This window comes from Solimonas terrae, from assembly GCF_011067135.1.
GTDB lineage: Bacteria > Pseudomonadota > Gammaproteobacteria > Nevskiales > Nevskiaceae > Solimonas > Solimonas terrae.
On the sequence record NZ_JAAMOW010000001.1, the window covers coordinates 242,444 to 256,704 of the forward strand.

A 14,261-nucleotide genomic window follows, 5' to 3' on the forward strand; every position below is an offset into this window, starting at 1 on the left:
GATCGAGCCGGGCAGGCTAGCTGATGATCCGGTGGTGTCTTGCCTTGCTCAGGGCCTCTTCCCGGAAGTTAGCGCCGAGCTTTGCGTAGGCATTCTTTAGATGCCACTTGACCGTCGTCGGTGAGATATCGAGTACTCGACCGATGCTTTTCGCGGAATAGCCCTTTCCAAGTTGTTCCAGAACATCGCGCTCGCGATCGGTGAGGGTTTCGAGCGGTTCTTGAGCGCCGCCGAGCTTCGAAGGAGCGCTCGCGCCGTGCGGGCCGTCGACGGGTACTACGTCCAGGACTGCACGAGCGGCGTCGCTGCGCTCCCGGCTCCCGAGCAGTACGGCGAGGGGGTGAGCGATTTCGCCGAGGTCCGCAAGAACGCGGAGTGCCCCCATTTCTTCGGCGCGGCACAGGAGATCCGACGCCGCATTCAGGGATTGCGCCTGCTTTCCATCGTTGAGCAAAACGATGCATCGCATGTATCCCAGCTGGATCTGCATCGCGCCTCGACCGAGATTGCGGCAATGGTTCTCGGCAATGTCGATTCGTTCGAGGCAGTCGCGGGGAGACGCTTTTTCGTAAAGCAGCTTCTCGGCAGTTGCCAGCGCACAAAGCATGGGAATCTCCGCAATGGCGCAGTGGCTGAAGTCTGCATATTTTTCTGCAAGCTGCACGAGGCGATGATAGATCTCGTCGCGAGAGGTCAGATGATGCGTGCGCAGGGCGAGGCCGAACTGATCGTAGAGGCTCCAGGCGATCAGGCGATCCAACCTGCGCTGAAGTCCGATTTCCTCCAGTCTTTGCAGGGTCTGGAAGGCTGACTGAACTCGCCCTGCGACCGACTCCAGACGAGCACGAATTCGATACCCTGTCAGGATTCCACCGGGCAGTTCCGCGGCATCGACCATTTCGCCGTAGGTTTCGCTCAGCTCTGTCGCTTCATCCAGCAGGTTGAATTGGTAGAGCGCCTCGCAAAGCGACCCGATCAGATTGCCAAGAACGTCGGGCCCGACCTTTCCGCGCAAGACGATGTTGTCCTTGAACGGAATCAGGTGCGCCAGCGCATCCCGGATACGTCCTTCGGCCAGATACGACGATCCAATCATCGCGTCGGCCACATAGTTCCGGTGCTGTGGCTGCTCCTGGGGAAGGTGCTTATGGAAGATCCGGATCGCCTCCCTTCCCAGTGCGAACCGTCCGGAGAACGTGTATCCCGTCAATGCAAGCGAGCTGATCTGCGAGAGCAGAAACGGATCGGCGGGAAGTGCCGCCTGCAGCATGGGCTCGACAATCCCGACAATGCCTGCCGAGTCGTCCAGCGAAGCGCAACCGTAGGCGCGCAATAACTGAATCTCGAACTCGACAAGTGGCGTCTCATGTTCGGGGAGTACGAGAATTCCCTCGATATTTTCCCGAAAGTCATCGAAATGGCCGCAGGAGATCTGCGCCCAGGCCAGGTTCAGGCGGATATTCAAGCGTTCGCGGTAGAGTGCCGCTGGCAACTGCGCGCACCACCTGATCAGCTGGCGAAACTGGCCAGCGGCGGACATGCGCCTGGCTGAGCGATCAATCAGCTCCACCATCAATTCTTCGTCACCTGCTTCACCGGCATAACGCAGCGCTTCGACGATCAAGCGCTGCCCGGCAAACCAGCGGGCCGCGCTCCGACGAAGCGTTCGGATGGCGTCTTCACCTCTGCGTTGCAGCCGGCTGTGCAGGAAGGTCTCGAACAGGCGATGGAATCGGTACCAGGTGTCGACGTCGGGCGTGTCGATGGGCAGCAGGAACAGCTGCTCACCCTCGATCTTCCGGAGAATTTCATGGGCGCTCGGATTGCCGGTCAAGACCTCACACAACTCGGCATTGAACCTTCTGCAGACTGAAATCGAGCAGAGAAAGTCCAGCGCCTCCGCATCCAGGCTGTCTGCCACGTTGGAGTCAAGATAGCTGGCCAGCGCAGCTTCCTGCGACAAGGCCGGCTTGCTTTCGTGTCGCTCGAAAAACCGTTCGACCTGACCTTCCTTTCGCAGCGAAAACAAGAGCAGCTGAAGGCCTGCTGCCCAACCTTCGCTCATTTCGTGCAGGCGACGAATATGGTCCGGCGTCAAGTCGGGCAGGCCTTGCGTCCGTACGAACGTTTGCGTCTCGTCGAGATCGAACCGCAGGTCGCTGAAATCGAGCTCGGCCAGCTGATCTTGCATCTGAAGCTTGCCGAGATTCAGAAGAGGTCGAAGCCGGGTACCGCATACCAGATGCACCTTGGCCGGAAGGACATCGAGCAGGGCATCGAGCAACTGCAGGATGCCGAAAGCGGTGCTGTGATGAAGATCATCGATGATCAGATAGATCTCATCGTCACAGTCGGTCAGGTCGTCAATCAGGGAGGCGAGAAAGCTGTTTCTGGATTTGCCACCTGACCGGTTGAAGAGCACCAGCTCCTCGGTACGGATGTCGAGATCGGCAGAGCGCAGGCTTTCGACGAGATATGCGGCAACCAGCGTCACATCGTCGTCGGATCCGAGGTTGAACCAGGCGACCCTTGCTCCCGCTTCTGCGAGCCGCTTGCGCCACTGCGCAAGCAACATGGTCTTTCCGCTGCCGGCGGGGCCGAGAATCAGCGTCAGCTTTCGATCACGGTGCGCATCAAGGCGCTGCAGCAGCTTGTCCCGATTCACCGGGGCATTGCCTACGCGCGGCGGTGCAAGCCGAGTCCGGATCACCGCCCCTTCCAGAGCTCTTGTTTTGCTCATGGCGCCCATCATAGTCAGTGATGGGGCTCCCGGCAGGAATCCCCTCCGAATATGAGGGGGAGGGTGCATCACCTGCCCGGTACGATGAGGTTCACACTTCCAAGCGTGGGACCAGAATGACCGACGTCGCAGGACGGACTGCGTTCATCACAGGAGGCGCGAACGGAATCGGCCTGGGCATCGCCAGGCGCTTGGCCCGTGCCGGCGCCAGGCTGGCACTCGTCGATATGGACGTGGCGGCTCTGGATCGCGCAAGGCAGGAGCTGAAAGATCTGACGGAAGTCGAGGTCTATCGGCTCGACGTCCGGGATCGGGCCGCGTATGCATCGGTCGCGACCGAGGTAGAGAGTGCGCTCGGACCGGTCTCGCTGCTGTTCAATAATGCCGGTGTCGTCACCACGACGCCCGTCACAAAGCTGAGTTACGCACTTTGGGACTGGTCGACCGGCGTCAATCTCTACGGCGTCATCAACGGCATTCAGATCTTCCTGCGTGGCATGGTCGAGCGCGGCGCCGGCGGACATATCGTCAATACGGCCTCTGGCGCTGGCCTGGCAGCGGTGGGTTCCGGCGTCCTCTACAGCACGGCGAAGTTCGGGGTGGTGGGTATGTCGGAGTCCCTCCACGGGGAGTTGAAGTGCACGGGCATTGGCGTCAGCGTGCTGTGTCCGGGAAGCGTTGCGACGGGAATAATCGAGCGCTCTGCGAACGACGCGCCCCCGCCAGACGCACCCCTGTCGGCCGAGCAGGAGCAGCGGGTGGCGAAGCGCCGCAGGTTGATCGACGAAGTGCTTCAGCAGGGAACGAGCGCAGACAAGGTCGGGGAGCTTGTCTTGCGGGCGGTTCTGGACAACGAGCTGTACATCCATACGGATCGCATGATGGAAGAGCCGATCAAGGCCAGAGCGGCAGCGATTCTCGATGCCATGCCACTCTGTCAGCTGCCATGACCGACATCGCAAATCGCACCGCCTTCATCACGGGCGGAGCCAACGGCATCGGACTGGGAATTGCGCGTGCATTTGCTCGTGCCGGCGCCCGAGTCGCCTTGGCAGATATCGATGGCGCCGCTTTGGAAAAGGCAGGTGCCGAGCTTCGCGACATGACGACGGTTCACTCGGCAGTTCTGGATATTCGCGACCGGAATGCATATGCCAGAGTCGCGGACGAGATCGAGGCCGAACTGGGCCCCGTGTCGATTCTGGTCAACAACGCTGGAGTGGCCGGGGGTGCGCCATCGGATCGAATGACATTCGAGCTCTGGGACTGGGGCATGGGCATCAATCTGGAAGGGGTCATCAATGGCATCCAGACGTTCCTCCCGAGAATGCTCGAACGCCGCGCCGGCGGACACATCATCAATACCGCATCCGGAGCAGGACTCGTTGCCGGGGCGGGGAACACGCTCTACTGCACGGCAAAATTTGCAGTCGTCGGCATGAGCGAATCCCTGAACCTCGAACTCAAACCCCATGACATCGGCGTTTCCCTGCTGTGCCCGGGCCCCGTGGCGACGGGCATTATCGAGCGGACACGCGCTGCTCAACCCAAGGTCACAAGATCGATGTCCGAGCAGCAGCGCAGTGAGGTCTTCGAGGCGTTCGAAAAATCAAAGAAATATCTGTCCAACGGAACCCATCCCGATGATGTCGGCGACATGGTGGTATCTGCTGTACGCGAAAATCGGCTCTACGTGCATACCGATCGATCCATGATCGAAGGCCTCGAGCGGCGCACGAAGGCGCTGCTTGCAGCATTGCCGGATTAGGGAGAACAGATGAACGTTCCGATCTTGCTGGACTGCCACGGCCCGGTTGCCTATCTGACCCTCAACCGGCCAGAAGCCGGCAATGCTGTCGATGCTCCTTTCGCAAGGTGTCTGCTGGAAAGGGTGAAGGCTGTCGCCGAAGACCCAGCGATCGGCTGCGTGGTCATTCGCGGCAATGGCCGCATGTTCTGTGCCGGCGGCGACGTGAAGGCACTGCATGCCGCCGGGGAAGTGCTGCCTGACCTGTTACGCGAGATTCTCGAAGCTCTGCACCCTGCCATCGAATTGCTTTGCGGTATGGACAAACCGCTCATCGCTGCCATTCACGGACCGGCTGCCGGTGTGGGACTTGGGTTGACCGCAGCAGCGGACATCGCACTTGCAGAGCCCAAGGCGCACTTCACGATGGCCTACTCACGTATCGGGCTGACGCCGGACGGCGGCACTTCCTGGCTGATACCGCGCCTCATCGGCCTGCGACGCGCCCAGGAACTTTCCCTTACCAACCGTCGCGTAACGGCCCACGAAGCCGCAGAGATGGGGCTTATCACACGTGTCGTGGCCGAAGGGACGCTACCGCAGGAGACCGAAGCGCTGGCGCAGATGTTGGCCACAAAAGTCCCTGGCGCCCTGGGGCGCACAAAAGAACTGCTTCACTCCAGCAGCACGTTCACATTGGGTCAGCAACTGGAATCCGAAATCCAGGCCATCGAGAAACAGGCGCAATGTGCTGAGGCCAGGGCGGCGATCGCTGATCTGGTCTTGCGCCGATAACGGCAATAACGGCCTCGATCCGGAGCGGGCTCGGCCCCTTCGAATCTGAGGGGGATCACCTGCACATCCGGGACTACGATCGAAGCGTCGGTCGGAAATCGGCAACTTCAGCTGTTGTATCCATGAAATCGGGAGCATTCGCATGACAGATGTACAAGGGCGAACGGCCTTCATCACCGGAGGCGGCAACGGTATCGGCCTTGGCATCGCGCGCGTCTTCGCGCGCGCCGGCGTCAAACTGGCGCTGGCCGATCTGGATGAGGCCGCGCTGGCGCGGGCAAAGGCGGAGCTGCAGGATATTACGGCGGTCGAGACCTATCGGCTCGACGTACGTGATCGAGAAGCCTACGCGGAGACTGCCGAAGCGGTGGAGGGCGCCCTTGGGCCTGTCAGCCTGCTCTTCAACAACGCCGGTGTTGCCGGCAGTGTCCCACTCAGCAAGCTGTCCTATGAGCTCTGGGACTTCAATCTGGGGATCAATCTTCAGGGTGTGATCAACGGAATTCAGACGTTCCTTCCCAGAATGTTGAAGCAAGGTCTCGGTGGTCACGTCGTGAATACGTCATCGGGCGCTGGGCTGGCGGTTACGGCATCGGGGCTTCTGTACACGACTGCCAAGTTTGCGGTCGTCGGACTGTCGGAATCGCTGCGTCAGGAGCTTGTGAAGACTGACATTGGATGCAGTGTTCTGTGCCCCGGAATGGTTGCAACAAACATCGTCCAGCGTTCTGCCGATGCCTCTCCAAAGCCTGCCGGCGCGATGACGAAGGAAGCCGAACAGGCCGTTGCTGACCGGGTCAAGATGGTTGGCCAGGCACTGCTTCAGCAGGGTGTCGGCATCGACACGGTCGGTGAGCTCGTGTTGAAGGGTGTCCAGGAAAACCGCATGTACATCCACACCGACGCCATGATGCGGAGCCTCGTCAAGGCCCGGAGCCAGGCGCTGCTCGAATCATTTCCAAGCTGACACCGGACGACGCGAGGCTGGCATATGTGCGTTGGCATTGCTGGTCTCTTGAAAGAGCCTTCGCTGCCCTGCGTAATCGACGCACTGACACCTGTGTTCCCCCTCTGAATGGAAGGGGGACGCATCGTGACTGAAAGCCTAAGGTCGATAACGGACGCTGCATCTCGGTAGATATCGAAGTGCGGTGTGTTCCCCGAGGCAACGCATCCAAATCAAGTCTGTTCGCACGAGCCTCGAGTGCAACAGAAAAAGGTCTGTCACTACTCGACTATGAAATTCAGTTCGACGATGTCCGTTTTCCTGTTCACCCTCGCAATGTCCGGCATTGCGCTGGGCAATCAGACCGATGGAGAAAACGGCGCTCAACAAGGTTTGGCTGATGACACGACGAAAGTTCAGCCCGATGTGGGTGCGGAATCGCAAGCTTCGGACGGTCAGCCTGCCGCAGCGCCGGATTCGCAAACTTCGGATGCTCAGCCAGCTGTAAGTCCGGACACGCAAGCTTCGGATGATCAGCCCGTCGCGGGTGCGGATGCGCATGCTTCGGTGCCAGTTGCGCCTGGCGAGGCTGAGGTTTTGCCGACAATTGCAGTCAATTCGCCGGACGACGACAGCAAGTTGGACACGGCACCGAGCGAGGAAGGACCGCAGCAGCTCGAAGAGATCATCGTGACCGCAACGAAGACCGAGGCGTCCGCTCGGGATATTCCGGTGAGCATCAACGCGATGAAGGGCGATGACCTGGTCCAGCAAGGCGCCACGACGCTGGAGCAGATGCTGAAGAACCAACCGTCCGTGAACGTCTCGCAGGAGGCCGTGACCATTCGCGGCGTCGGCCTCACGGTCTTCCAGACCAACAGTCAGGGCAAGGAAGCCGGTTTTTTCCTGGGCGAGGCAAACATGATTCCGCCGTCGACGGGCGGCGGAAACATCGATTTCGATCCATATGACCTCAGCACTGTCGAAGTTCTGGAGGGCCCGCAGTCCACGCTGTTCGGCGGCACAGCGCTTTCCGGCGCTATTCGCTACATCCCGAACAAGCCGCGGATGGGCGAATTCGAGGGTGGCTTGCGAATGGGCTACGGAAGCTTGAGCCACGCAGACAAACCCCTGGAGGATGTCTCGGCGATGCTGAACGTCCCCGTCGGCGACCACTTTGCGATGCGCGCGGCCGGCACCTTTCGCCGCAAGCCCAGCGTTGGAACGGATACAAACGGCAAGTTCGACAATCTCGATAACGTAGATACAGGCCAGGCGCGCATTCTGGCCCGGTGGGAGATTACTGACCGCTTCTCTGCCGACCTTCTCTACAGCGACATGCGAAAGGACGGCTTCCTGAACCTGCTCGACAAGCCGGATAGTCGCAATACTTCGATTCACCGAGTCGACCAACCAGACAACGCGCGCGTCCACATCGGCTCACTCAATCTCACCTACGCATTTGACGCATTTTCAATCGTGGGCGTCGTCAACACTCTGAAGAACCATCGATACAGCATTCTGGACGCCGGCCCGATCATCGGTGTCCCAGGTGCACTCATCCAGATGCCCTCCCTCACGGAGGCGGATGCCGATGTGCCCAGCTACGAGCTGCGAATGGTGTCCGCCCATCCGACCGAAAGTGCCTGGTGGATCTTCGACCGCTGGGATTACATCGCGGGCCTGTACTACATGAAGGCGGACCAGGATACGGCCACAACCCTTTCGGTGAGAACGGCCGGAATCGAGACCGATGCCACTGACACCCAGGCGTCGGTGCAAGTCTCGGAAAAAGCCTTCTATCTCAACCTCAATCGACATCTCCTGGACGATCGTCTCGAAGCGAACATCGGTGCGCGACTGGCCGCGACGACCTTGGATGCCGACATTGCGGAACAGGCATCAGGCATCCCGATCATGCATCAGACGTTCAGTGACGACGGTCATCGAGTCAATCCGAAATATGCGCTTACGTGGCACTTTACGGATGACGTGAACGTGCGGGTCAGCATGTCGGAAGGGTTCCGATTCGGTGGCGCCAATTCATCGCCCACCGGAATTGCCGAGGGTATTCCACCCACATTCCATTCCGACTCGTTGAAAAACTATGAATTGGGACTGCGCAGCGACTGGTTCGATAGAACCGTTCGATTCGATCTGACGGGCTATCACATTGCGTGGAGCAATCTGCAGGTGACACAACTTTCGCCGCTTGCTTCCAGCTACACCGACAATATCGGCGCGGCGACCATTGACGGCCTGGAGGCGCAATTCACGTGGCGACTTCCCTACACATGGAAATTCGTCCCGAAAGGGTTGACGCTCAATACCAGCGTATCGCTGCTCAATTCGAAGACCAGCGAATCCTTCGATTCCGCTAACGGCAGCGTCGATAAGGGGACTCGACTGCCGCTCTCCCCAAAAGTGGCCGCAACCTTCGGACTTTCCTGGATCGGAGCGTGGGAAAACTGGGTCTTCAACGCCAACGCGCAAGCATCCTACGCCGGCGAGCGGACCAACGCGCTGATCGAAACAAGCCGGTTCGATCCGTACACGGTTATTGACGCGTCATTCCGGATTCAGAATTCCGTCTGGCTGGGAACGCCGTCGATCACGCTGAGCGGCACCAACCTGACCGACGAGTTCATCTTGAACTTCGCCAATCCTACGACGACGGATCCGCAGGTGAGTGTCTACTCAGCTCAGTCGCCTCGCGCGGTTAAGCTAAGCCTCGAATTTGCATTCTGAGCGGAACCAGGAGATTCAAACGATGCCAGTCGCGAAGACGCAAGATGGTTGCGAGATCCACTTTGAAGTTATGGGTCAATCAAATGCACCAGCAGTGATGGTTGGTTATCCCTGGTGCAATGGGTGGGCAAGAATCCAGAATGCGATGTTCAACGGAAATCAGGCTTCTCTGGACACGATGCTGGAGATGAATCGCCAGTTGGTCGGTACACTGGCCAGCAAGTACCGCGTGGTAAATATCGAGTATCCACGCGGCAGTGCTCCAACTACCGGGCCCTTCGAAGGTGACCTCAAGGCAGAGACCGTCGCCGGCGATTACCTTGCTGTGGCGGATGCAGCCGGCATTCAGAAGTTCGTCGCCATCGGTTATTCGTGGAGTGCGAGCTTCGGAATCCAGGTTGCGAGCCGAACTCCCCGTTGTGCGGGCCTGGCGGTCGGTGCATGGCCTGTTCTCGATGCGCCGCATGAGCAACTGAGGGGCCAGGTGGATGCCTTTGCCAGGATGTCGCCAGCGGGGTCTCCCGCGCAAATCATCATGCAGAGCAACGCGAACTATTACACCTCGATTCTGGAGGGCTGGGATCAGGAGAGTGCGCTGTCCAGTATGGCGGCGCAGGCGGGTCGCCTTTACCTATTCGTCGGCAGCAACGATCAGGGTGTGCCCGGAATGAGCGTGCCGATCGCGCAGGCAATCGTCAGCTCACGCACACGCCTGGAACAACACGGCTGGACCGTTGATGTCATCGACGGTCATGACCACGTATCGCTGGCCACCCAGCAGAACGTCTGGCTTGGTCGTGTCATGAACTTTTTCGAGAACAAAACCTGGTAGGCGGCCGTCATGCAAGATCTCAAAGACCGGGTTGTTCGGGCCGTCGACGAACTTGGTGCGGAACTACTGGACGTGGCACGCCAGATTCATGCGCGTCCGGAACTCGCATTCGAAGAACGATTTGCGTCAGATCTCCTCTGCAGAACGCTTGAGCGACATGGTCTGAGTCCAGAGCGCGCAGCCTACGGTCTCGAGACGAGCTTTCGCTGCGACATTGGAGACGAAGGCCCCGTCGTCGCCATTCTCTCCGAATACGATGCGCTGCCCGAGATGGGACACGCCTGCGGCCACAACCTGATTGCGGCGATGGGGCTCGGTGCGGCACTTGCACTCGCCAAGGTTGGCGGATTTCGCGGCCGGATCCGGTACTTGGGAACGCCTGCAGAGGAATATGGCGCCGGCAAAGCGGTTATGGCCGCCCGGGGTGCTTTTGATGGCCTGGATGCCGCTTTGATGGTGCATCCTGCAAACGTTGATCTCGAGTCCTATCCCACATTCTGTGTGACGGCCGTCAAGGCGACGTTTCGGGGCAAGCCGGCGCACGCATCCTTGTCCCCGGAGCAAGGGATCAACGCCCTTGATGCATGTGTGAGTGCCTACCAAAGCATCGCGCAGCTCCGACAGCACATCGATTCACTCGCACGCGTGCACGGCATCATCACGTACGGGGGCGCGGCGCCAAATATCGTCCCCGAACGTGCCGAAGCGGAATACTTCATTCGAGCGAAGAGCGAATCGGCGCTCGAGAACTTGAAGGCGAGAGTGAGAGCGTGCCTTGAAGCCGGCGCTGCAGGAGCGGGCGCCACGGTCGAACTCAAGTGGTGGGACCATCCGTATCTCGACCTTCGCAGCAATCAAAGCCTCGCGACGTCATACCGCAAGAACGCTGAAGCACTCGGTCGCACGTTCTTTCCCGTGGCGATGATTCCTGCACACATACGGGGCTCAACGGACATGGGCAACGTCAGTCATCTGGTTCCGTCCATTCATCCCACGATCACGGTCGCTCCGCCGGAAACGGGAATTCACACCGCCTGTTTTGCCCATTGCGCTGCGTCGGAGACGGGGGACAAGGGCACTCTGGATGGCGCCAAAGCCATGGCGATGACCGTCATTGATTTCTTCCTGAACGAGGATTTGCGCTCAGCTGTGGCGAAAGATTTCAAAAAGTCAGCCGCCGCCGCGTAGAGCCATCTATTGACTGGCTACTTTTCGAAGAGCGTCGACGACAACTTGCCCTTGTCTGAGTGGGGAATGGCAAAAAGTGCCGCAAACGAATCCAATCTGCCAGCGCCAGCTTTCGGGTAATGAATCTAACAAGCTAGGGAGGGCGACAACTCAGGAGCTTCCTCACATGCTGATGAATGGAATACTTAACATAATATACATTATGCCTACTAGGTCGACACCGAAGGACGAGCGTAAGCTTCCCCGTCAAGGCGACAGTTCAAAACCAGAGTTTCTGGCGAGTTTGACGTAGTCCCCGTTTTCGTAGCGATCAAAAGTGGAGGCCGGCCACTTCTGACGTAGTCCCCGTTTTCGTAGCGATCAAAAGTGGAGGCCGGCCACTTCGGGAACTGGTGACTGACCTCGTTCGGCGAACTCACTCGGGGTCAGATGACCGAGTGCACCATGGGGACGGAATCGATTGTAATCCTGTCGCCAGGCTTCGAGCAGCAGCTGCGCGTGAGCGATTGAAGCGAACTCGTAGACGTTCAGGCACTCGTCTCGCAGGCGACCGTTAAAACTTTCGATAAACGCGTTCTCAACGGGCTTTCCGGGCCGGATGAAGTCGAGCTGGACACCACGCTGATAGGCCCACTCGTCGAGCGCCTTGGACGTAAATTCCGTGCCGTGATCCACCGTGATGGCCTTGGGTAAAGCACGATGCTTTGAGACGGCTTCAAGGGCATCCACGACGCTCTGTCCCGTCAACGAAACATTGGCCTCCAGCAAGACACTCTCGCGACTCCACTGATCGATGACGGTCAGCACGCGAAACGACCGGCTGTTGACGAGCTGATCGTGCACGAAGTCCATGCTCCAATACTGATTACGACCGGTCGCTGGCGGCACGGCACCGCGATGAAGTGACAGCCGCTTCTTGCGGCGATTGCGCATCCGCACCTGCAAGCCTTCAAGACGGTACAGGCGATGGATTCGCTTCTTGTTGTCCTTCCAGCCTTCTCGCCTCAGCATGATCCAGATTCGCAAATAGCCGAATCGAGGTCTTGCCTGTGCGATCTCGCGGATGCGCATCCGAAGCGCCGTAGCATCACGGGCTCTCGGTTTGTAATACCAAGTGTTCGGGCACACGTCGCTCAGCGCGCAGGCACGACGGCAGCTCACGCCGTACTGATCCTGGATCCACTGCGCCAGCTCGCGTCGGCGAGCTGGCTTCAGGCCTTTTTTCGGACCACCTCCGAGAGGATCTGCTTGTCCAGCGTCAGATCCGCCACCACGCGCTTGAGCCGCGCGTTCTCTTCACGGAGCTGCCGGATCTCCCGGACCTCGGCCACGCCCAGGCTGCCGTATCGCTTCTTCCAGTTGTAGAACGTCGCTTCCGCAATGCCCATCTGCCGGCAGACGTCGGAAATCGGCATGCCGCCGTCGGCCTGCCGCAGCGCGTATGCCACTTGCTCTTCGGTGTATCGGGACTTCTTCATCGCTTCTCTCCTGACCCCTACTGGGGTGCCCCGAAGCGACCTTACCTCCACTTATGACCTGTCGAGAAAAATTGGGACTACGTCAGATGCCAGAAAGCTCTGGTTACGAATTGTCGCTCAGGCGGGGAAGCTTACGGGAGCTCATGGACATACCTCTATATTATTCATCGCCTGCTTGCTGCGCTTTAACTTCGTACTCACAGATAGGGGTTGTTTTCCCGTCTCTCCTCAAGAATACCGCCAGCGTGTTAGCGAGGCCGGATGAGAAAGGCGCGTTTTTGTTGTTGCTCTGTCGCGCGCGATTTCCCTCTAGATCACCATGCACCTCTTCTTGGGCGTCATAAAATCCAGCAAAATAGAAAAGCTCTCTGTATTTGAAAATATCAGTTGTCAAAGTAATGGGAACAAAGTCCGTATCGACCTTGCCATTTTTATAATGATAGTTATAAGGCGGACGATAAAAGAGGGACCGTGTCCGTCCTTCATCAACATAGAGTCCATCTCCTCGCATCACAAATGCCTGCTGGCCCACCCTCCAGTAATCACCGATGCCGGTAGAAAGGCGTACGCCGCAAGTGTTTGTCATCGTGCGAGCTGCTTCTTGCCACACTACGATATCGTCGGAATGACCATCGTTATCGATATCCACGGGCGGGTCGTAGCGCCAAGCTGGAGTTGAGTAAAATCCGCCCGCACCTCGATACCTTGTATCAAAGAGGTCATCATCCCTTTTGTCTCCTGGCGTTCCCTGTGATTGAGCGCCTGTGCTAGAGAACCAGTGGATCTGTGAAAACAGCAGACGTGCTTCTTTGAAAGAAAGCATTCTCCTATTCAACTTGAGAAAGCCGGAAACTGAATCATCTTCTGGAATTCCGCAATATGGTGGATATTGAAAATAAGTCTTATTTAGTCTTTTCAGAAAGGCATCGCAAACCGGCGTGCCGCGCCCCCGAGTAAGAGCAAAGTAGTAATTGTTCTGGTCCCTTTGGAGGTCGGGAGATGAGTACAACCCCGAGGAACTTACCCAGCCTGTAGTGCTTTTTTTATCGCCTCTGTATTTTATGTAAGTCCATTTTCCGCAGGTCTTTCCAACAGCGACGGCATTGCCGGAGATAATGTAGGATTTGTGTTCGCATGCGACATCATCGGATGACGCGCACAGCGAAGAGGGCTTTTTGTAGATATAAAGCCGATCGCCTTGAGGTATTTGGACAATGGCGGTTTGGGGTGGCGGAGTCTGGACACCTTCAAAGCCTGTGTGTTGCGCACAAGCAGACAACGCATCTGCAAGCACGGTCGGAGCATGTAGAAGCGCGACCCACCATAGCGCAAAAGGAACGCCAGCTCGGATTTTGAAGAGCCTCACACAGTTGCTCCATATAGGGCGGACGCTTTATCTACCTTCGTTGCAGGCGCGTTGCCATCGTTGCCAATTCTGACAACCTCATCCACCTGCAAACTCTTTGGCAGCGCGTGAGTGATAAACAGCATTGTCACCTTTCCCTTGAATTAATCAGCCCGGCTTGAGAGAACCAGAATCGCGTATTCTCATCTATCGATGTCGGATTTTCTTTTATGATTCCATCGATGTACTTATAGGCTTCCCCAAAAATGTCGGATCGCGGGGCATTCGCGAACTTCGAGTCCGGCGCTGCCATATCGTAAATTTCACTATGATCGACATCCCAAACACCAGCTGACGTCAATAGCGCGACGATATGATCGATCTGTTCTTGAGTAAATGGCAGCTGCAGCGAACCAGACATATAGTGACCCCTCGAGCTTTA

11 protein-coding genes are annotated in these 14,261 nt (G+C 58.1%); 7 read left to right on the forward strand and 4 right to left on the reverse strand.

The window, feature by feature from the left end:
* Nucleotides 1–16: 16 nt before the first annotated feature.
* Nucleotides 17–2,740, reverse strand: coding sequence for a winged helix-turn-helix domain-containing protein (locus tag G7Y85_RS01010; protein ID WP_166250753.1), 2,724 nt, complete (start codon nt 2,738–2,740; stop codon nt 17–19).
* A gap of 116 nt (nt 2,741–2,856) precedes the next feature.
* Here G7Y85_RS01010 and G7Y85_RS01015 point away from each other — a divergent pair, with 116 nt between their 5' ends.
* The 7 genes from G7Y85_RS01015 to G7Y85_RS01045 all read left to right on the forward strand — a co-directional run bounded on the left by G7Y85_RS01015 (nt 2,857) and on the right by G7Y85_RS01045 (nt 10,996).
* A complete protein-coding gene (locus tag G7Y85_RS01015; RefSeq protein WP_166250754.1) occupies nt 2,857–3,690 on the forward strand; it encodes an SDR family NAD(P)-dependent oxidoreductase in 834 nt (277 codons plus the stop codon).
* Nucleotides 3,687–4,508, forward strand: coding sequence for an SDR family oxidoreductase (locus G7Y85_RS01020; RefSeq protein WP_166250755.1), 822 nt, complete (start codon nt 3,687–3,689; stop codon nt 4,506–4,508). Before G7Y85_RS01015 ends, G7Y85_RS01020 begins: the two co-directional genes overlap by 4 nt.
* Nucleotides 4,509–4,517: 9 nt before the next feature.
* Complete coding sequence (locus G7Y85_RS01025) at nt 4,518–5,282, forward strand: enoyl-CoA hydratase/isomerase family protein (protein WP_166250756.1); 765 nt, start codon at nt 4,518–4,520, stop codon at nt 5,280–5,282.
* Between the two features lie 142 nt (nt 5,283–5,424).
* Nucleotides 5,425–6,249, forward strand: a complete 825-nt coding sequence (locus G7Y85_RS01030) for an SDR family oxidoreductase (RefSeq protein ID WP_166250757.1) — start codon at nt 5,425–5,427, stop codon at nt 6,247–6,249.
* A 237-nt stretch (nt 6,250–6,486) separates the two neighbouring features.
* Nucleotides 6,487–8,976, forward strand: coding sequence for a TonB-dependent receptor domain-containing protein (locus G7Y85_RS01035; RefSeq protein ID WP_166250758.1), 2,490 nt, complete (start codon nt 6,487–6,489; stop codon nt 8,974–8,976).
* A gap of 22 nt (nt 8,977–8,998) precedes the next feature.
* Complete coding sequence (locus tag G7Y85_RS01040; RefSeq protein ID WP_166250759.1) at nt 8,999–9,808, forward strand: alpha/beta fold hydrolase; 810 nt, start codon at nt 8,999–9,001, stop codon at nt 9,806–9,808.
* Between the two features lie 9 nt (nt 9,809–9,817).
* Entirely contained in the window at nt 9,818–10,996 is a 1,179-nt protein-coding gene (locus G7Y85_RS01045; protein WP_166250760.1) for a M20 family metallopeptidase, read from the forward strand.
* Nucleotides 10,997–11,356: 360 nt separating this feature from the next.
* Here the strand turns inward: G7Y85_RS01045 and G7Y85_RS01050 are convergent.
* From G7Y85_RS01050 to G7Y85_RS01060, 3 genes are all read right to left on the reverse strand, one after another.
* Nucleotides 11,357–12,474 (reverse strand): IS3 family transposase gene (locus G7Y85_RS01050; protein ID WP_166250761.1). Its coding sequence is split into 2 segments (ribosomal slippage): nt 11,357–12,213 and nt 12,213–12,474, totalling 1,119 coding nucleotides; the frame shifts between segments, so codons are not numbered across the junction.
* A 160-nt stretch (nt 12,475–12,634) separates the two neighbouring features.
* A complete protein-coding gene (locus G7Y85_RS01055) occupies nt 12,635–13,840 on the reverse strand; it encodes a hypothetical protein (RefSeq protein WP_166250762.1) in 1,206 nt (401 codons plus the stop codon).
* A gap of 127 nt (nt 13,841–13,967) precedes the next feature.
* Entirely contained in the window at nt 13,968–14,240 is a 273-nt protein-coding gene (locus G7Y85_RS01060) for a hypothetical protein (protein ID WP_166250763.1), read from the reverse strand.
* Nucleotides 14,241–14,261 lie beyond the last annotated feature (21 nt).

Coding starts and splice junctions, on each gene's coding strand:
- G7Y85_RS01010 (WP_166250753.1), bottom strand. CDS start 2,740: ATGAGCAAAACAAGAGCTCTGGAAGGGGCGGTGATCCGGACTCGGCTT.
- G7Y85_RS01015 (WP_166250754.1), top strand. CDS start 2,857: ATGACCGACGTCGCAGGACGGACTGCGTTCATCACAGGAGGCGCGAAC.
- G7Y85_RS01020 (WP_166250755.1), top strand. CDS start 3,687: ATGACCGACATCGCAAATCGCACCGCCTTCATCACGGGCGGAGCCAAC.
- G7Y85_RS01025 (WP_166250756.1), top strand. CDS start 4,518: ATGAACGTTCCGATCTTGCTGGACTGCCACGGCCCGGTTGCCTATCTG.
- G7Y85_RS01030 (WP_166250757.1), top strand. CDS start 5,425: ATGACAGATGTACAAGGGCGAACGGCCTTCATCACCGGAGGCGGCAAC.
- G7Y85_RS01040 (WP_166250759.1), top strand. CDS start 8,999: ATGCCAGTCGCGAAGACGCAAGATGGTTGCGAGATCCACTTTGAAGTT.
- G7Y85_RS01045 (WP_166250760.1), top strand. CDS start 9,818: ATGCAAGATCTCAAAGACCGGGTTGTTCGGGCCGTCGACGAACTTGGT.
- G7Y85_RS01060 (WP_166250763.1), bottom strand. CDS start 14,240: ATGTCTGGTTCGCTGCAGCTGCCATTTACTCAAGAACAGATCGATCAT.